The 16,560-nt window shown below is 57.0% G+C and carries 19 protein-coding genes and 1 pseudogene; 14 read left to right on the forward strand and 6 right to left on the reverse strand.

What is annotated here, in order from left to right; translation table 11 throughout:
• The first annotated feature begins 67 nt into the window (after nt 1–67).
• On the forward strand, nt 68–982 hold the full coding sequence (locus tag ACZ1HE_RS16015; protein WP_472622362.1) for a DMT family transporter: 915 nt from the start codon (nt 68–70) through the stop codon (nt 980–982).
• Here the strand turns inward: ACZ1HE_RS16015 and ACZ1HE_RS16020 are convergent.
• Nucleotides 927–1,619, reverse strand: a complete 693-nt coding sequence (locus ACZ1HE_RS16020; RefSeq protein ID WP_472622364.1) for a thiamine diphosphokinase — start codon at nt 1,617–1,619, stop codon at nt 927–929. The two genes, ACZ1HE_RS16015 and ACZ1HE_RS16020, sit on opposite strands and share 56 nt — an antisense overlap.
• Before the next feature lie 139 nt (nt 1,620–1,758).
• Here ACZ1HE_RS16020 and ACZ1HE_RS16025 point away from each other — a divergent pair, with 139 nt between their 5' ends.
• The gene (locus ACZ1HE_RS16025; RefSeq protein WP_472622366.1) at nt 1,759–4,083 is read left to right on the forward strand and encodes a chemotaxis protein CheA; all 2,325 of its coding nucleotides are present in this window, start codon (nt 1,759–1,761) and stop codon (nt 4,081–4,083) included.
• A 148-nt stretch (nt 4,084–4,231) separates the two neighbouring features.
• Here ACZ1HE_RS16025 and ACZ1HE_RS16030 read toward each other — a convergent pair whose 3' ends face one another.
• Together ACZ1HE_RS16030 and ACZ1HE_RS16035 are read right to left on the reverse strand one after the other, a co-directional pair.
• Nucleotides 4,232–4,483, reverse strand: a complete 252-nt coding sequence (locus ACZ1HE_RS16030; RefSeq protein ID WP_472622368.1) for a DUF2842 domain-containing protein — start codon at nt 4,481–4,483, stop codon at nt 4,232–4,234.
• Nucleotides 4,483–5,778, reverse strand: a complete 1,296-nt coding sequence (locus ACZ1HE_RS16035; protein WP_472622370.1) for an adenylosuccinate synthase — start codon at nt 5,776–5,778, stop codon at nt 4,483–4,485. Before ACZ1HE_RS16035 ends, ACZ1HE_RS16030 begins: the two co-directional genes overlap by 1 nt.
• Nucleotides 5,779–6,066: 288 nt before the next feature.
• Here ACZ1HE_RS16035 and ACZ1HE_RS16040 point away from each other — a divergent pair, with 288 nt between their 5' ends.
• The gene (locus tag ACZ1HE_RS16040) at nt 6,067–6,291 is read left to right on the forward strand and encodes a hypothetical protein (RefSeq protein ID WP_472622372.1); all 225 of its coding nucleotides are present in this window, start codon (nt 6,067–6,069) and stop codon (nt 6,289–6,291) included.
• Between the two features lie 9 nt (nt 6,292–6,300).
• Nucleotides 6,301–6,828, forward strand: a complete 528-nt coding sequence (locus tag ACZ1HE_RS16045; RefSeq protein WP_472622374.1) for a HutD/Ves family protein — start codon at nt 6,301–6,303, stop codon at nt 6,826–6,828.
• Between the two features lie 45 nt (nt 6,829–6,873).
• On the opposite strand, the gene ACZ1HE_RS16050 is transcribed toward ACZ1HE_RS16045, so the two are convergent.
• The 3 genes and pseudogenes from ACZ1HE_RS16050 to nthA all read right to left on the reverse strand — a co-directional run bounded on the left by ACZ1HE_RS16050 (nt 6,874) and on the right by nthA (nt 8,492).
• Nucleotides 6,874–7,206 carry a nitrile hydratase accessory protein gene (locus tag ACZ1HE_RS16050; RefSeq protein WP_472622376.1) on the reverse strand — a complete coding sequence of 111 codons (333 nt, stop codon included), beginning with the start codon at nt 7,204–7,206 and terminating at the stop codon, nt 6,874–6,876.
• On the reverse strand, nt 7,203–7,880 hold the full coding sequence (gene nthB, locus ACZ1HE_RS16055; protein WP_472622378.1) for a nitrile hydratase subunit beta: 678 nt from the start codon (nt 7,878–7,880) through the stop codon (nt 7,203–7,205). The genes ACZ1HE_RS16050 and nthB overlap by 4 nt, the downstream gene beginning before the upstream one ends.
• A pseudogene (gene nthA, locus ACZ1HE_RS16060) lies at nt 7,877–8,492 on the reverse strand (nitrile hydratase subunit alpha). The gene nthB and the pseudogene nthA overlap by 4 nt, the downstream one beginning before the upstream one ends.
• Nucleotides 8,493–8,643: 151 nt before the next feature.
• Here nthA and secG point away from each other — a divergent pair.
• The 10 genes from secG (at nt 8,644) to ACZ1HE_RS16110 (ending at nt 16,387) form a co-directional block, all read left to right on the forward strand.
• On the forward strand, nt 8,644–9,006 hold the full coding sequence (secG, locus tag ACZ1HE_RS16065) for a preprotein translocase subunit SecG (RefSeq protein WP_472622380.1): 363 nt from the start codon (nt 8,644–8,646) through the stop codon (nt 9,004–9,006).
• Nucleotides 9,007–9,178: 172 nt separating this feature from the next.
• Nucleotides 9,179–10,822, forward strand: a complete 1,644-nt coding sequence (locus ACZ1HE_RS16070) for a CTP synthase (RefSeq protein WP_472622382.1) — start codon at nt 9,179–9,181, stop codon at nt 10,820–10,822.
• A 129-nt stretch (nt 10,823–10,951) separates the two neighbouring features.
• On the forward strand, nt 10,952–11,245 hold the full coding sequence (locus ACZ1HE_RS16075) for a DUF1330 domain-containing protein (protein ID WP_472622384.1): 294 nt from the start codon (nt 10,952–10,954) through the stop codon (nt 11,243–11,245).
• 42 nt (nt 11,246–11,287) lie between these two features.
• Nucleotides 11,288–11,728, forward strand: coding sequence for a tellurite resistance TerB family protein (locus tag ACZ1HE_RS16080; protein WP_472622386.1), 441 nt, complete (start codon nt 11,288–11,290; stop codon nt 11,726–11,728).
• Nucleotides 11,729–11,769: 41 nt separating this feature from the next.
• Nucleotides 11,770–12,207 carry a tellurite resistance TerB family protein gene (locus tag ACZ1HE_RS16085; protein WP_472622388.1) on the forward strand — a complete coding sequence of 146 codons (438 nt, stop codon included), beginning with the start codon at nt 11,770–11,772 and terminating at the stop codon, nt 12,205–12,207.
• Nucleotides 12,204–12,959 carry a phosphate/phosphite/phosphonate ABC transporter substrate-binding protein gene (locus ACZ1HE_RS16090; RefSeq protein ID WP_472622390.1) on the forward strand — a complete coding sequence of 252 codons (756 nt, stop codon included), beginning with the start codon at nt 12,204–12,206 and terminating at the stop codon, nt 12,957–12,959. The genes ACZ1HE_RS16085 and ACZ1HE_RS16090 overlap by 4 nt, the downstream gene beginning before the upstream one ends.
• Nucleotides 12,960–13,065: 106 nt before the next feature.
• Nucleotides 13,066–13,842 (forward strand): ABC transporter ATP-binding protein, encoded by a 777-nt coding sequence (locus tag ACZ1HE_RS16095; protein WP_472622392.1) that lies wholly within the window; start codon nt 13,066–13,068, stop codon nt 13,840–13,842.
• A 34-nt stretch (nt 13,843–13,876) separates the two neighbouring features.
• Nucleotides 13,877–14,599, forward strand: a complete 723-nt coding sequence (locus ACZ1HE_RS16100; protein ID WP_472622394.1) for a transporter substrate-binding domain-containing protein — start codon at nt 13,877–13,879, stop codon at nt 14,597–14,599.
• Nucleotides 14,600–14,696: 97 nt separating this feature from the next.
• Nucleotides 14,697–15,584 (forward strand): ABC transporter permease, encoded by an 888-nt coding sequence (locus tag ACZ1HE_RS16105; protein WP_472622396.1) that lies wholly within the window; start codon nt 14,697–14,699, stop codon nt 15,582–15,584.
• Entirely contained in the window at nt 15,581–16,387 is an 807-nt protein-coding gene (locus ACZ1HE_RS16110) for an ABC transporter permease (RefSeq protein WP_472622398.1), read from the forward strand. The genes ACZ1HE_RS16105 and ACZ1HE_RS16110 overlap by 4 nt, the downstream gene beginning before the upstream one ends.
• Nucleotides 16,388–16,560 lie beyond the last annotated feature (173 nt).

A 16,560-nucleotide genomic window follows, 5' to 3' on the forward strand; every position in this document is an offset into this window, starting at 1 on the left:
GGGCGCTAACCCTGGGTCAAGTCTGGAATGGGTTGATCACTGTCTTGCCATTCCATAGCGTTGCCGCATGTCACAAGACCGGCCTGTTCTGGGTATTCTCTTGATGCTTGGCTTTTGTGTTGTTGCTCCTATGGGCGACGCGGTCGCCAAACTGTTGAGCGGCGCCATACCGTTGGGAGAGCTGCTGCTGGTTCGTTTCGCGGTGCAGGCTACGGTGCTGATCCCGCTCGTCGCCTTAACCGGACGCCCTTGGCGTATTCGCGGGCGGCTGTTGCGACTGACGGCTTTGCGTACCGTGCTACATATCATTGGCATTGGCGCGATGTTCACCGCGTTACAGTATCTGCCGCTTGCCGATGCTGTAGCGATTGCTTTTGTCATGCCATTCATCATGCTTTTGCTTGGCAAATATGTTTTGGACGAAGAGGTTGGCACTCGCCGCTTGGGCGCCTGTATTGTTGGCTTTGTCGGTACACTTCTGGTCATTCAGCCAAGTTTTGTGGAGGTTGGGTGGCCTGCTCTTCTGCCGCTGGTGGTCGCGGTTGTTTTCTCACTCTTCATGTTGGTCACGCGTCAATTGGCCAAGGACACTGACCCCGTGGGCCTGCAAGCCGTGTCTGGCGTCATGGCCTCGGTTGTATTGCTGCCTGCCCTTCTGATTGGTCACCAAATGGGGGTTGAACCACTGACCCTGACCATGCCCGACGTCACGACCAGTTGGCTGATGCTGGCCATTGGTCTGCTGGGCACGCTTGCGCATCTGTTGATGACCTGGTCGTTGCGCTATGCACCCTCGGCCACTTTGGCGCCCATGCAGTACCTGGAAATTCCCGTGGCCACCCTGATCGGCTGGTTGATCTTCAGCGACCTGCCCAATGGGCTGGCCAGCGTAGGAATTTGCATAACAATCGCCGTCGGCCTCTACATTATCCTTCGCGAGCGGGCCACAGCGCGCGCTCAGTTGACCGAAACGCCTGCGTAACCAGATCAAAGGCGCTTCGTGGCACCATGACCAACAACCCGGGTTGATCGACCTCCAGCGTCACAGTTCCTGTACTGAGATTTGATGTTCCGATTTGTCCCGAGGGGTCAAACGTGAGGTGATCAATTGGCCATTCCAATCCTGTAGATCGGCCCGATACGCGCGCGAATGGAAACAATGACACCACGCTTCCCGGCTCCAATCCCAACTCGATCCGCGGTGGTGCATGGAACAGAACTTCATGCCTACCCAGCAACACACACGACATCGCAGCCTTGCGTACCAAGGTGTTGAAGACGGCCAACTGGTGATCCACTCTCCCACCAAGGAACCCGACCCCAACGACAAACGGCGCCCGAAGGTGACGCAGCGCCTTGTCGAAATCGGTGGTGTCTTGTTCTTGCACTGGAAACAGCCGTTCGGAAGGAACCTGATGCCTTACGTCATCCGAAATCGAGTCAAAATCGCCAATGACCGCATGCGGCATATGCCCTCTCGCAAGAGCCTGATCGGCTCCGCCATCTGCTGCCACAAGCGTCTGAGCCACCGAAAGAGCCAGCTCGAGGTCGTTTTCACCCACCTCTCCGCCACCAATCAGCGTTATTGGTTCCGATTGATCAACAATAAGGGGTTTCATTTGTCGATTTGGCCTTATTTTGGAAACGGGCCACAATCTGGTCACAAAATGATACGCTCATTTGCACAGATTCGGGCCGAAATTGACGCCTCGGGGATGGTAAACGGGTTGCCATAAGTATGTAGAGGACGAGCATCCCATGGTACAGAACAACAAGGTATTGACCGTCTCATACGGGACATTTTCCTGCACGTTGGAGGGTTTCGAGGACTCTTTCGACACCATGAAAGCCATTGCCGAGTATTTCAGGGATTTGGCCGCTGACGATCGTTACTTCGGTGCCGAACCACCGCAACCCGACGCCGACATGCTGGCACGGATTGCTCAACGCGAAATTTCCCGCCAGGTCGAAGCCCGCACCGATTCCAAAGGTATTGTCCTGCGTGCTGCAGAAGCAGCGCCAGTTGTCACCCCTGCTGCCGATGAAGCTGTCGAGGCACAGCCCGAACCTGCACCTGCACCAGTTGCCGACCCCGAGCCAACACCGGTTGAGGAAACCCCTGTTGTGGAGGCTCAGTACGAAGAGGCCGCGACCATCGCGGATGAAAATCCAGATGACGTGCTGGCAAAAGACGCCAACGAAGAAACCTCTGTCGAAGAGGCCGCAGACGAGTCCGTAGTCGAAGCGTCGTCGGTTGAAGAGCCAGTTGCCGCCCCCACATCGGAAAACGCTACGACAGAAGTAGCAGCTGATCCGGCCGTCGATGTAGACGTCGAGCAATTCGAAGAACAGATCGACGAAGAGTCAATCACGGATGTCCCGTCCGAAGCGGATGATCTGCAGAACGAAGCGGAAGCCGAAGTTGCTGCCGAAACAGTAATTGAAGTTGATGCACCTGCCATCGACACACCGACAATCGCAAAGGCAGAGGACGCACCCGAGTTCGAGACCGAGGACACAGCAGATGACGCTGATGAGGCTTTCGAAGTCGACACCAGCGCCGAAGAGATCGAAGAAGACGCGGCCTTGGCAGCCATCGCCGCGCGCGTAGCCGATCCCGAAGACGCAGCGCCTATCCTCGATGCCGAGCCCGTCAAAAAGGAAGACACAGTTCCTGCGTCTGATAGCATTGCAGCCAAGCTGCAACGCATCCGCGCCGTCGTGTCCCGCAACGAACAGGCGTCACAGGCTGAAACCTATGCCGAAGACGAACACGCCGAAGACCTGACAAGCCCGGCCGCGACGGCCATGGCAGCGGCCATGCAGATGGACGATGATCAGGAATACGAAGAAGACGTATCGGATGCAGATGATGCTCCACTGGTTCTGGCGTCCACGGACGAAGTCACCGATTATGACGATGACTTCGAGGACGATCAGGACGTTGCAGTAGATGACTCGGACAAAGTTCTCTTTTCTGACTTGGACGCAGAAGATGAAGACGAGGCTATGGACGACCTGGACAACATTCTGGGTACAGAAAAAGCCCCGGCAAAGCTTTCGCAGCCGGTAAGCCGCGTACTGAAGGTCAAGCGGAGTGACTTGGAGCACGTGCTTGCGGCAGGTGACCAGAACGAAGATGAGGCAACCGAGGAAACTGGCGGGTCAGAGGACTCGGACAGCAAAAGCAACAGTTCACTTCGGCCGGAAGATGAAGAAGATCTAATGCGAGAGCTGGCGGCAGTCGAGGCTGAGCTCAACCCGCAGGTCGAAGTTTCTGCCGAAATCCAGGACGCTGATGATCACGAAGTGGATCAGGATGCAGAAGATCACGAAGCGGCATCCAAGGTAGAACCAGAAGACATCGAATCTGATGAAGACGCTGAGTTCAGTGAAGATGCCCTGTCGACCGAAACGAACGACGATGATTTGTCGCGCCTGATGGCAACCGCGGAAGAAAAACTTGACGATCCCGACACTTCGTCCAACCGCGAAGCGTACACCCATCTGCGTGCAGCGGTCGCAGCGGCTCAGGCAGAACGCTCTGCCGGAGGCACTGTGGGCACCCACGCCAGTGATGACGAGTATCGCGAAGATCTTGCCAACGTTGTGCGCCCGCGTCGACCGGAAGCCAAAGTTTCCAGCCCACGCCCTCGTTCGGCAACACAACGCCCCGCTCCGCTCAAACTTGTGGCAGAACAGCGTGTTGATGTGCCATCGGAAACATCTCAGCGCGGGCCTGTCCGCCCACGTCGCGTAGCTTCTGTTGTAGCTGAGGAACCAGCCGTAGCTTCCGAATCTGGGTTTGCTGAATTCGCAGCCGAAAACGGTGCCTCAACCCTGCCGGATCTGCTTGAAGCAGCGGCGGCCTACCTGTCGTTCGTAGAAGGACGTGAGCAGTTTTCCCGCCCACAACTGATGAACAAAGTCCGTCAACTCGACAATCAATCGTTCAACCGCGAAGACGGTCTGCGCTCATTTGGGCAACTGCTGCGTGACGGCAAAATCGAAAAGGCAGGCGGTGGACGCTTTGTTGCTTCCGGAGATATCGGGTTCCACCCAAACAAACGCGCTGCCGGTTAATCAGAAGACCCTAAATTGCAAAGCACGCTGCTGGTTTCAGTAGCGTGCTTTGCGTTTTCGCGACATCGCGTCGACCGGTCAGACCGAATGGTTTTGCTGGTTGAATGTGCGTTCACGTGATTGAACTCATGCAATCACGCAAAGGCATCTATTCTTCCGGCTCGTTAAGGGAGTCTGGGTCGGCCTGACCAACACCGCGGAATATTGCCTTGAAAGGCAAAATCCAGGCAATCCCAAGCCCGATGTACACAAGCAACTCCACCCAAATTGGCGGGCGGTTCAGCAGGCTTAGAACAAACACCACCAAGATGATGTAAATCGGCATCCCTAGCAAAAGGATGACCAAGGCCCACCGACGGCGGGCTTTGTAGCTCAAACCGGGTTTCTTTTCGTCAGCCATCAGTCTGCAAACGGGTCAGTGACAAGAATGGTGTCCTCACGCTCGGGTGAGGTGGACAGTAGCGCGACCGGGCAGTCGATCAACTCTTCAACGCGGCGCACGTATTTGATCGCGTTTGCAGGCAATTCCGCCCAACTGCGGGCGCCTTCAGTGGATTCGCTCCAACCCGGCAGCTCTTCATAGATCGGCTTGCAGCGCGCCTGTTGATCGGCAGCCGTTGGCAGGTAATCCAGACGCTCCCCATCCAGATCATAGCCTACGCAAACTTTTAGCGTGTCAAACCCGTCAAGCACATCCAGCTTGGTCAGGGCGATCCCGCTGACACCGCTGGTGGCACAGGTTTGGCGCAGCAAAGCCGCATCAAACCAGCCGCATCGACGCTTACGACCCGTTGTGGTGCCGAACTCATGTCCGCGCTCGCCCAAACGCTGGCCGTCGTCATCATGCAACTCGGTCGGAAACGGCCCCTCGCCTACACGGGTTGTATAGGCCTTAACGATGCCAAGCACAAAGTCGATCGAGTTCGGACCGATACCTACGCCAGTTGCCGATTGACCCGCGATCACGTTTGAGGACGTAACAAATGGGTATGTGCCAAAGTCGATATCCAAGAGCGCTCCCTGAGCCCCTTCGAACAGGATACGCTTGCCTGCTTTGCGCTTTTCATTCAGCACCTTCCACACCGGGGCAGCAAAAGGCAGAATTTTGGACGCGATCTCTTTCAACTGCGCAACCAAGGCATCGCGGTCTACGGGCTCGATTCCCAGTCCCTTTCGCAACGGATCGTGGTGCTGCAAGGCCCGGTCCACGCGCGCCTCGAGCGTCGCGTCATCTGCCAAGTCCGCTACACGAATGGCCCGACGACCTACTTTGTCTTCATAGCAAGGACCGATACCGCGTCCGGTGGTCCCGATCTTGGTCCCTTTGCTGGCCGCTTCCTCACGGGCGCGGTCCAGCTCGCCGTGGATTGGCAGAATCAGCGGCGTGTTTTCCGCGATCATCAGCGTCTCGGGCGTAATCTCGACACCCTGCGCCTGCACAGTCTCGATCTCTTTCATCAAATGCCAGGGATCCAAAACCACACCGTTACCGATGACGCTCAGCTTACCCCCGCGTACAACGCCGGATGGCAATGCATGCAGCTTGTAGACTTTACCGTCGATCACAAGGGTATGCCCGGCGTTGTGACCGCCCTGGAACCGTGCAATCACGTCAGCGCGCTCGCTGAGCCAATCCACGATTTTGCCTTTACCCTCGTCGCCCCATTGAGCGCCGACTACTACGACATTGGCCATATCCGGTCCTTTGCTGCGAAGTATCAAACCCGCGTTCATATACAGAGGCGCATGCAACAGTGAAACCGCAAATTCGCCGCAGGCTGCCCGAAAAACTGACAAAGAGAGATGACCCGGGCAAATCTGCGCGTCAGAGGAAGGTTCATAATTGCAGCTTGGCTTATCAAGATCACCGAACAGTGTGCCCCAGTCGGGAATCTTGTCCCTGTCCCTGATCAAGGAATTCAGATAAAACTGACAGGAGTGTTCGGCTTCAGCTTACCGGACGGCTTCATGTGGAAGATGAGGATGGACAAACCTGACAATAGTTTTGAGCGGTTCTACTATACCAAGGTAGGCTTGGGTGAAGGATGCGGGTGCGCCGAAAAGATCATTGATGTGCATGAATTCAATCGGCTGGCTGGCAAGCCTCGGCTTAGCGCGCCGCGGTTCTCACTGCCCACTCGCACCAGTTTGCGAAGATTTTTGCAAAAAGCGGGCCTGACGTCACGCCCGCGTTCACGCAGCCAATAGTTTATTCCAATGCAGCAGGTTGTCAGGGCCGTCGACCTTGTAGCTACTCCGTGGAAAAACGGTGGCGGCCTGACCCGTGAGATCCTTACACAAAAAGAAGGCGATCGGTTGACCTGGCGACTGAGCATTGCAGACGTGGACAAGGACGGTCCGTTTTCGACCTTTTCTGGCTTTGTCCGCATCTTGACGGTGATCGAAGGCAGCGGGATGGATTTGATCTCTCCGGACGGTATTTTGCGCGCGAGACCGCTGCGCCCATTGACCTTTGCTGGGGATTTACCTGTGAATGGTCGACTTCGCGGTGGTGCGGTGCAAAATTTCAACCTCATCTTTGACCCAAAGCGCATTACACCGTCAGTGTGCCACTACGTTGGCACGCAAGAGTTTACCCTGTCGCAGTGCCAGCACGCCATTCATTGCCTGTGTGGAACAACAAGTCTGAACGGAATACAATTGTCGGCTGGAGACACTGGATTGACCTTTGGTGGCCGGGTTCAACTTGCAGCTGGCGCCCAAATCCTCACTGTCACATTGTAATCGGCCCTGCGCGACTTGCCCGTCTTTGAGGCAGACAATGCGCGGTCACCCGTCCAATTTGACTGCTGCTCCGTGTGGCGTGCTCAGAAAAGCCCGCTCCCAGGCGTCTTTGATCGGTGAAACCTCACCTTTCAAGGCTGCGCCGTCTTCGTCCAGCAATGCCTCTAACGTTTCCAACCAGGCATGAAAATAATCATCCCCGCCATCCAATTCACGCGACAACCCGTGCCGTTTCAGGGTTGCCGAAAACCTTTCGGCCCACTCGGGCCAGGCCAATCGCCCGCTTTCGTTCAGATGTACCGTCAGGGCAAAGACCTGAGCGTGCCAAGGCTCCGCAAAGACCGGCTCGCGAGCGCTTTGTGTCACACAATCACTCATGTCGGCTCCAGATAACTTTGCCACAAGTCCAGAACGACTTCATCGTCCGGGCTTTCCGCGTCGGCCCACAATTCAGACGCCGGAAATACCACCGCGTAGAGCGGCTCGGGGGCCTCGCCCAACCCATGTGCGTTACTGTCAGGCAAAACGTGGGTGCCATGCGCCAACAAAATCCGGCCCCTTGCACCTTGCGCATACGAGGGGAGCCGTGTGTGCCCGCCATCTACAAATCGGTTCGCCGACGGTCGCACCGTCCGCACTGTCTGCCCAACGACATAGATGGGTTCTACTTCCGATGGTCGATCTGCAGGACCACCTTTGGCCAAGACACCTGGCACAGCCGCCGCGGTCATCGCCTTGTGAGCCAAAGGATGCGACGTGTCTTCGCCTTTGTCTGTCAGATCCTCCAATGTCAGTACACCGGTCTGCACCAGCAGATCCGCAAGCGCCGAGATCCACTTCTCGTAATAGCTGAACCGTGTGTAATCCTTGGGTGACAACCGCTCTCGCGCATGGCGTGACACGTCGATGTTCCACTTGCCCAACGCGCCCGAGGCCAACGTCACCGCCAACGCCCGTGCATGCCAGTCTTTCTCGAACACCGGATCATCCTCGGCATCCGGCACCACTGGCCCATCGCCAAACCGTCCGCCCATATCGTGCACGCGAGTCATGACGGCACCTTTGGAAGGTCAGTGCCGATCATGCTGTCACGGGTCACCAGATCGGCCAACTCATCTTCGGACAAGCCTTCAGTCCCTTCTGGTCGCATTGGCAGAACCAGGTAGCGTACCTCGGCGGTCAGAATCCCAGACCCGCACAGAGGTTCCCTCGGGCAGGCTCACCCCAAAATCGGCCAGCACTTTGCGTGGCTCACGCACCGCACGGGCGCGGTAGGCATCAGATTTGTACCACCCCGGAGGTATGCCCAGCAAAGGCCACGGGTAGCAACTGCACAAGGTGCAAACCACCATGTTGTGCTGCTGAGGCGTATTCTCGACCACCACCATGTGCTCGCCCTGGCGGCCATAATAACCCAAGTCTGCCACCACTGGCGTGGCATCTGCCAGCAGCGCGGCCTTGAATTCCGGATCCGTCCACGCCCGCGCAACAACTCGTGCGCCGTTCTTGGGACCAATGCGATTTTCATAAGTATCGATCAACTCATCCAAAGCAGCCGGGTCAATCAGCCCTTTGCGCGTGAGAATCGTTTCCAGTGCCTTGACCCGCAGGGCGGGCTCGGGTGGCAACAGGGCGTGCGGGTGGTCGTGATCATCATGTGGCATGGGCCGCATGATTGAACCGCAATGGCGCCAAGTCCAGTGTCAAATCCGTGATAGAGGCAATCACGTGGTGTGATGGCAAACTCCTCCCTTGCCCCTGACCGCAAACTTGCCTACATACCGCGCGGTACATACCACGCTCTGCAGGGTCTCCATGGAAAACGTCGTCCTCATCATTCACCTTCTCCTGGCTCTTGGCCTGATCGTTGTCGTTCTGATGCAGCGGTCCGAGGGTGGAGGTCTGGGCATGGGCGGTGGCGGCGGCGGTGCCGTATCGGGCCGTGCGGCGGCAACGGCGCTTGGCAAGCTGACCTGGATCCTGGCGGCGGCATTCATCGTGACATCGATCACGCTGACCATTCTGGCCGCGCAAAAATCCGCGGGCTCTTCGGTCATCGACCGCCTTGGTGTTCCAGCGCCTGCATCCGAGCAGAGTACGCCTGACGTTCCAGCGGGTTCTGACCTGTTGCCGCCGACCCAAGGCGACAATGCTCCGCTGATTCCAAAGGCCGACTGAACCACTATACCTTGAATTCCGGATGAGAACCGCAACAGCATCTTGCGGTTCTCTTGCGTTTAGTGCGCGAATCCTTTATACGTGAAGTCCCGTGATGCTGTGGTTTTTGGGCGTGCGTTCGAAGCCACCGGGCACCTGAATTTTGACCACTCACGGGGGCAGCCGAACACTCATGGCGCGTTTTATCTTTATCACTGGCGGTGTTGTATCTTCGCTCGGCAAAGGTCTGGCATCCGCCGCCTTGGGATCGCTGTTGCAAGCGCGCGGCTACTCGGTGCGCCTGCGCAAGTTGGACCCGTATCTGAACGTCGATCCCGGCACCATGTCACCTTTTGAACATGGCGAAGTGTTTGTCACCGACGATGGAGCGGAAACCGACCTGGACCTGGGCCACTATGAACGCTTCACCGGTGTGCCAGCGCGCAAGACCGACTCTGTGTCTTCGGGCCGGATCTATTCCAACGTGCTGGAAAAAGAGCGCCGCGGCGATTACTTGGGCAAAACCATTCAGGTGGTGCCCCACGTCACCAACGAGATCAAGGACTTCATCTCGATCGGCGAGGATGAGGTTGATTTCATGCTGTGCGAAATCGGCGGCACCGTGGGCGATATCGAAGGTCTGCCGTTTTTCGAAGCCATCCGTCAGTTCAGCCACGACAAACCGCGTGGCCAATGCATTTTCATGCATCTGACGCTTCTGCCCTATTTGGCTGCTTCGGGTGAATTGAAGACAAAACCAACCCAGCACTCGGTCAAGGAACTGCAATCCATCGGGATCGCGCCAGACATTCTGGTCTGTCGTTCAGAGCACCCGATTCCGGAAAAGGAACGCGAGAAAATCGCGCTGTTCTGTAACGTCCGGAAAGAGGCTGTTGTGGCGGCCTATGACCTGAACTCGATCTACGAGGCGCCGCTGGCCTATCACGAGCAGGGTCTGGATCAAGCCGTGCTCGACGCCTTCAACATCTCGCCCGCGCCCAAACCCGACCTCGCCGTTTGGAACGACGTCAAAGACCGCATTCGCAACACCGACGGTGAAGTGAACGTGGCTATCGTGGGCAAATACACGCAGCTTGAAGACGCCTATAAGTCGATCAAGGAGGCCCTAACCCACGGCGGCATGGCCAATCGGGTCAAGGTGAACGTGTCCTGGGTCGATGCCGAGGTCTTTGATCGGGGCGACGCTGCCCCGCATCTGGAAGGGTTCCACGCAATCCTGGTACCCGGTGGCTTTGGCGAACGTGGCACCGAAGGCAAGATCAAGGCAGCTGAATTCGCCCGCTCGCGCAAGATCCCCTATCTGGGGATTTGCCTGGGCATGCAAATGGCGGTGATCGAAGCCGCACGGAATGTCGCGGGTATCGAGGCAGCAGGCTCCGAAGAGTTTGACCACGAAGCCGGTGCAAAGCGGTTCGAACCGGTGGTCTATCACCTAAAAGAATGGGTGCAGGGCAACCATACCGTTCAACGCAAAGCCGATGACGACAAAGGCGGCACCATGCGCCTGGGGGCCTATGATGCGGCGCTTGCCGAAGGGTCGAAAGTGGCCGAGGTATATGGCTCGACCGGTATCGAAGAACGTCACCGCCACCGCTATGAAGTGGACATCAAGTATCGCAAACAGCTGGAAGACTGCGGCCTGTCCTTCTCTGGCATGTCGCCGGACGGTCGTCTGCCTGAGATCGTGGAATGGAAAGACCACCCTTGGTTCATTGGGGTTCAGTTCCACCCCGAACTGAAGTCCAAGCCCTTTGCACCGCACCCTTTGTTTGCGGATTTCGTGCGAGCAGCCAAAGACACCTCACGCCTGGTGTGATCAGTTGATGGGGGCTTTTCCCCCGTCGCTTTGCTCCTCCCCGGGATATTTTGAGCATGAGGAAGATGGGCGATTGCGTTCTTCGCAGTCGCGCCGCACTCTGCGTCTGATGGCAAGAGGGAGAGGATGATGGCCAAAGGATATTGGGTGGCGCATGTCGACGTAGACGACATGGAGACCTACAAGAACTACATTGCGGCAAACGCAGCGCCGTTTGCGGAGTTTGGCGCGAAGTTTCTGGTACGTGGCGGAGAGCAGCAGGTGCGCGAAGGGCAAGCTCGGGCGCGCACCGTGGTGCTGGAATTTGAAAGCTACGAACAGGCACTGGTTTGCTACGAAAGCATCGGTTATCAGGCAGCAAAGGATATCCGTGATCCAGTTTCAACCGGGGATCTTGTTATCGTCGAAGGCTATACCGGGTAGTTCACGCTTGGCGAAACGCAAAATATGGGGTAATTTTGGACCATGTTGAAGAAATTGTTCCAGGCGTTTCGCCCAACTAGTCCTGCCCCGTTACCCGACCCGGATGCCGAGTTGGCCCTGGGGGCGCTGCTTGTACGCGTCGCGCAATCCGACCGCGAATACCAGTTGGAAGAGATCAGCTTGATCGACCGCATTCTAGCTCGCCTTTATCAGCACAACGCGATCGAGGCCGCCAAAGTGCGCGCCACTTGTGAAAAGCTGCATGCGGCCGCTCCGGAAACAGATACGTTTGGCCGCTTGATCCGTGAAACCACGGGCCTCGAAGAAAGAATGGCAGCCCTCGATGCCCTTTGGGAAGTTGTCCTGGCCGACGGAGAACAGAAGGAAGGCGAGATCAAGATTGTCGAAGAGGCCCGAGTGGCAATGGGCCTGAGCTTCAAAGACAGCGAGGCTGCACGCCAACGTGCGATGGAAAAACTCTAAGGCTCTTGGCGCATCCTTGATCGCATCCTATACCTTGGCGCATGTTTCGTGATTTCCTGACACGGCTGACTCAGCCCGAACCCGCCCAACTGCCTGACGAAGATGCCCGCCTTGCGCTGACAGCGCTGTTGGTACGCATTGCCAAGTCGGACAATGACTATGCCCCCGAAGAGATGGCGCGCATCGACCGTATCACGGCGGCACGCTACGGCCTGTCCCCGTTCGAGGCAGCCAGCCTGCGGTCGCAGGCCGAAGTGCTGGAAGCCGAGGCGCCTGATACTGTCCGCTTTACCCGCGCCATAAAAGACGCAGTGGCCTATGAAGACCGCCGCGCCGTGGTCGAATCTCTGTGGTCAGTGGTTCTGGCTGATGGCGAACGGGCCGAGGAGGAGAACGCGTTACTGCGTCTGGTTGCAAATCTGTTGGGCGTCAATGATCGCGATTCGGCTCTTGCAAGACAAAAGGCAGCCCGTTCATGACGGCAATGCTTGGAATGTACGACTTACCTGCCTTGCGCGCCGCCAACGATATCTTTTGGGCCGCACTGCGCGAGCATTTGCGAGAAGGACCCGAAACCCTGGATCGAGAGCGGGACTTCTGGGATATCTGGTGCGACCCCCAAATGATTTTTTCACAGACCTGCGGGATGCCATTTAGAACCAAGTTGCATGGCAAAGTAACATTGGTCGGAACGCCGGACTATGGCCTACCCGATTGTCCCCCGGGTTACTATTATTCGACGTTTGTCGCGCGGGCAGACGACGTTCGCCTGCTCGAAGAATTGGCTAGTGGAACGTTTGCGTACAACGAACCACTATCGCAATCCGGCTGGGCCGCCCCCACCACGCATCTGCAATCTATGGGATTGGAGTTGGGGCCCCTATTGCAATCGGGCGGTCATGCGCTGTCGGCGCGGGCAGTGGCCGAGGGGCGCGCAGATCTTGCCTCTCTGGATGCGCTAACCTGGGTCTTGTTGACCGAGCATGACCCGGAACTCGCGCAAAAGCTGCGCGTCGTGGCGCGCACCGAACCAACGCCAACCTTGCCTTACATCACCGCCCAGTCCCGCGATCCCGCTCCAATTGCGGCAGCGATCCGGGCAGCTATAGACGGGCTGGATGAAGAAACCCGACAATTGCTACACATCCGGGGGCTGATCGATATTCCCGCAGAGGTGTACCTAGCTGTGCCAACACCGCCTTCGCCCGCCGAAAAAGACGGTTCCGTATAGTCAATTCGGCGCATTCAGGGGCGAAACATTCGTTTTGCAAGTTGCATTGCGACAAAAATTCAGCCCTATTAGCCCACCAAAACCGGTACAAACCTTCGGATTCCACGTGTCAGACACACCTCCTGTCATCCAGATCAATAACCTGCACAAAAGCTTTGGCCAGCTAGAGGTGCTCAAAGGCGTCGACATCACAGCCCATCGGGGCGACGTTGTTTCGCTGATCGGATCCTCAGGATCGGGAAAGTCAACTCTGTTGCGGTGCTGTAACTTACTCGAAGACAGCCAACAGGGCGAAATTCTGTTCAAGGGTGAGCCGGTCGCATGGAAAGGTGAACACCACGGTCGCAGTCCTGCCGACCCCAAACAGGTGCTGCGCATTCGCACAAACCTGTCGATGGTGTTCCAGCAGTTCAACCTGTGGGCCCATATGACCATTCTGCAAAATGTGATGGAAGCCCCGGTGACCGTCCTGGGCCGAGACAAAGCCGAGGTCGAAGAAAGCGCCCGCAAGTATTTGCAGCAGGTGGGCATTGGCGACAAATGCGATGTCTATCCGGCGCAGCTGTCAGGTGGCCAACAACAGCGTGCCGCCATTGCGCGTGGTCTGTGCATGGAGCCTGAAGCGCTCTTGTTTGACGAGCCCACATCGGCGCTGGACCCTGAGCTGGAACAGGAAGTGATCAAGGTGATCAAGGACCTGGCCGCCGAGGGTCGCACCATGATCATCGTGACCCATGACATGAAAATGGCCGCTGACATTTCCAGCCACGTGGTGTTCCTGCACCAGGGGCTGATCGAAGAAGAGGGCTCGCCGGATCAACTGTTCGGCGCACCCAAATCCGAACGTCTGCAGGGCTTTTTGTCCGCCACGCAGGCTACTTAACCAGAAACGAAACCAAAAATAGGGGAGTGAAAACATGAAAAAACTGATCCTGACAACGGCCGCACTGGCACTGAGCGCCGGTATGGCAATGGCCGAAACCGTGCGCATGGGCACCGAGGGCGCCTACCCTCCGTACAACTTCATCAATGATGCCGGCGAAATCGACGGCTTCGAACGCGAAGTGGGCGACGAACTGTGCAAACGCGCTGGCCTGACCTGCGAGTGGGTCAAAAACGACTGGGACTCGATCATTCCGAACCTGGTTTCAGGCAACTACGACACCATCATCGCTGGCATGTCGATCACAGCCGAACGGGATGAGGTCATTGACTTCACACAAGACTACTATCCTCCGACTGCATCGGCTTATGTCGCAGCCGCCGAAGGCGCTGACGTAACCGGTGGTGTAGTTGCTGCCCAAACCGCGACCATCCAAGCGGGTCACGTGGCCGAATCGGGTGCAACGCTGGTCGAATTCGCGACACCGGAAGAAACCATCGCAGCAGTCCGCAACGGCGAAGCAGACGCCGTTCTGGCCGACCGCGACTATCTTGTTCCGCTGGTCGAAGAATCGAACGGCGAACTGATTTTCATTGGCGACCCGGTTCCCCTGGGTGGTGGCGTCGGCATGGGTCTGCGTGAATCTGATGGTGAACTGCGTGGCAAGTTCGACAACGCCATCACCTCGATGAAAGAGGACGGCACACTGAACGACCTGCTGAAAAAGTGGTTCGGCGAAGACACCCAAACGTACTGATCCCTAAGTATTGCGATCCCGCATGGAACATGTGCGGGATCGTTCCTTTGGCAGATCTCGATAGACTGCCGAACCTGCCCCGCCCAAGGCTGACTTGATGTTTTCCTACTGCGCCGATCCTGACACGCTTGGCACCTTTCGTTGGTTCTCCTGCTATCTGACCAACGGCGTGCACATGTCGTTCTACCTGTCCTTCATCAAGGTTCTGGCCTTGCTGGCCGTCACCGCGCCCGTGGCGCTGGCCTTTGGCTTTGCGGGTGCCATGTCGGCCCGGTCGCATATCGCCCCCCTAAGCTGGTTGGGCAAAGGCTATATCGCCATCGTGCGCGGCGTGCCCGATATCGCGTTTTTCCTGTTTTTTGTCATCGCGCTGGATCAGGCGTTCGAATGGACAAGGCATCAGATTCTCTGCCCTGATTGGACTGATCCGATCCGGCAGGGCAATGATTTTCTGGTCTGCGCGCAGGCTAAACTACCCCTGGGCACATCGCCCGAGTGGGTGCATCAGACATACGGCTTTTTCTTGGCCGTAATCACTTTTGCCATCGTCTTTGGCGCATTTGCGGGCAATGTTCTATTCGGCGGCATGCGCGCTGTGCCCCACGCACAACTAGAAACGGCCGAAGCCTATGGCATGAGCCGTCGCCAGACGTTCTGGCGCATTCTGGTCCCACAGATGTGGGTTTACGCCCTGCCCGGCCTTTCGAACCTTTGGATGGTTTTAATCAAGGCCACTCCGCTCTTGTTCCTGCTAGGGGTCGAGGACATCGTGTATTGGGCACGCGAACTCGGCGGAACCAAGACCTCCAAGTTCACAGCCTATCCGCATGGTGATTGGCGCATGTGGTATTTCCTGTTCCTGCTGGTGTTCTACCTTGCTTTCACCCGCGTGTCCGAAATCGCGCTGGAGCGGCTGATGCAACGTCTTAGCCACGGCCAAGCCACCACCGGCGGCGAAGCACAGCGTAAGGAGGCTGCGGCATGAGCTGTCTTCAAACCATCCAGGACTATGGCCTACGCTCTCTGGGCTATGGCGAACGCCTGCTGCCCAAAACCGATTTTACCTTGTGCGAACAGTTCACACTGATCGGCTCCGGGATGATCTGGAACATTTATTTCGGCCTAATGGCGCTGGTGACCGGGTTCTTTCTGGCAACAGCGCTGGCTCTTGGAAAGGCTTCCAGCAACATCTGGCTACGCAAACCATCGGAATGGTTCATCTTCATCTTCCGGGGCTCACCGCTTTTCATCCAGTTCTTCTTTGCCTACTTCTTCTTCCTGTCGCTGAAGAAAGCCTATCCGATGTTCGACGCCTTCACGTCAGCTTGGTTGGGGGCGTTGATCGTATTGTTCTTCAACACGGCCGCTTATTCGGGCGAGATCTTTTACGGCGCGCTACGCTCAATCCCCAAGGGTGACGTCGAAGCCGCTGACGCCTACGGCATGTCCGGCTGGTCGCGCTTTCGCCGCATCATCTGGCCCACCATGCTGCGGCTGGCTTGGCCCGCCTACACGAACGAGGCGATCTTTCTGTTCCACGCCACGACGCTTGTGTTCTTTTCGGCCTTCCCAGCCTGGCGGCAAAAGGGCGATGCGCTGTATTACGCCAGCTATTTTGCGGACAAGACGTTCAACCCATTTGTCCCTTATCCAATTCTGGCCTTCTATTTCATCCTGCTGACACTGATAGTTGTGGGCATCTTCGGACTGATCAACGCGCATCTGAACCGACACCTTCCGAAAGCCAAAAAGGCCAAAATACGCTTTCGCCCCAATCTTGCACGCTGAAAGCGGCTCCACGGGCCAGCCGGTCGCGACGATGCAATTTTGGTACGTTGCAACGATCAAAAGCACACGCGACGAAATCAAAATGCTGCTCAAAGTCGGCAGCAAGTAGCGGTTGATGATCCTGACTTCCCTCCAAGAAAATTTGATCAAATCTAGTGACAAGGCCCCACAGG

It is taken from the genome of Falsiruegeria sp. JB4-1, from assembly GCF_055693495.1.

Coding starts and splice junctions, on each gene's coding strand:
- ACZ1HE_RS16015 (WP_472622362.1), top strand. CDS start 68: ATGTCACAAGACCGGCCTGTTCTGGGTATTCTCTTGATGCTTGGCTTT.
- ACZ1HE_RS16020 (WP_472622364.1), bottom strand. CDS start 1,619: ATGAAACCCCTTATTGTTGATCAATCGGAACCAATAACGCTGATTGGT.
- ACZ1HE_RS16025 (WP_472622366.1), top strand. CDS start 1,759: ATGGTACAGAACAACAAGGTATTGACCGTCTCATACGGGACATTTTCC.
- ACZ1HE_RS16030 (WP_472622368.1), bottom strand. CDS start 4,483: ATGGCTGACGAAAAGAAACCCGGTTTGAGCTACAAAGCCCGCCGTCGG.
- ACZ1HE_RS16035 (WP_472622370.1), bottom strand. CDS start 5,778: ATGGCCAATGTCGTAGTAGTCGGCGCTCAATGGGGCGACGAGGGTAAA.
- ACZ1HE_RS16040 (WP_472622372.1), top strand. CDS start 6,067: ATGGACAAACCTGACAATAGTTTTGAGCGGTTCTACTATACCAAGGTA.
- ACZ1HE_RS16045 (WP_472622374.1), top strand. CDS start 6,301: ATGCAGCAGGTTGTCAGGGCCGTCGACCTTGTAGCTACTCCGTGGAAA.
- ACZ1HE_RS16050 (WP_472622376.1), bottom strand. CDS start 7,206: ATGAGTGATTGTGTGACACAAAGCGCTCGCGAGCCGGTCTTTGCGGAG.
- nthB (WP_472622378.1), bottom strand. CDS start 7,880: ATGACTCGCGTGCACGATATGGGCGGACGGTTTGGCGATGGGCCAGTG.
- secG (WP_472622380.1), top strand. CDS start 8,644: ATGGAAAACGTCGTCCTCATCATTCACCTTCTCCTGGCTCTTGGCCTG.
- ACZ1HE_RS16070 (WP_472622382.1), top strand. CDS start 9,179: ATGGCGCGTTTTATCTTTATCACTGGCGGTGTTGTATCTTCGCTCGGC.
- ACZ1HE_RS16075 (WP_472622384.1), top strand. CDS start 10,952: ATGGCCAAAGGATATTGGGTGGCGCATGTCGACGTAGACGACATGGAG.
- ACZ1HE_RS16080 (WP_472622386.1), top strand. CDS start 11,288: ATGTTGAAGAAATTGTTCCAGGCGTTTCGCCCAACTAGTCCTGCCCCG.
- ACZ1HE_RS16085 (WP_472622388.1), top strand. CDS start 11,770: ATGTTTCGTGATTTCCTGACACGGCTGACTCAGCCCGAACCCGCCCAA.
- ACZ1HE_RS16090 (WP_472622390.1), top strand. CDS start 12,204: ATGACGGCAATGCTTGGAATGTACGACTTACCTGCCTTGCGCGCCGCC.
- ACZ1HE_RS16100 (WP_472622394.1), top strand. CDS start 13,877: ATGAAAAAACTGATCCTGACAACGGCCGCACTGGCACTGAGCGCCGGT.
- ACZ1HE_RS16105 (WP_472622396.1), top strand. CDS start 14,697: ATGTTTTCCTACTGCGCCGATCCTGACACGCTTGGCACCTTTCGTTGG.
- ACZ1HE_RS16110 (WP_472622398.1), top strand. CDS start 15,581: ATGAGCTGTCTTCAAACCATCCAGGACTATGGCCTACGCTCTCTGGGC.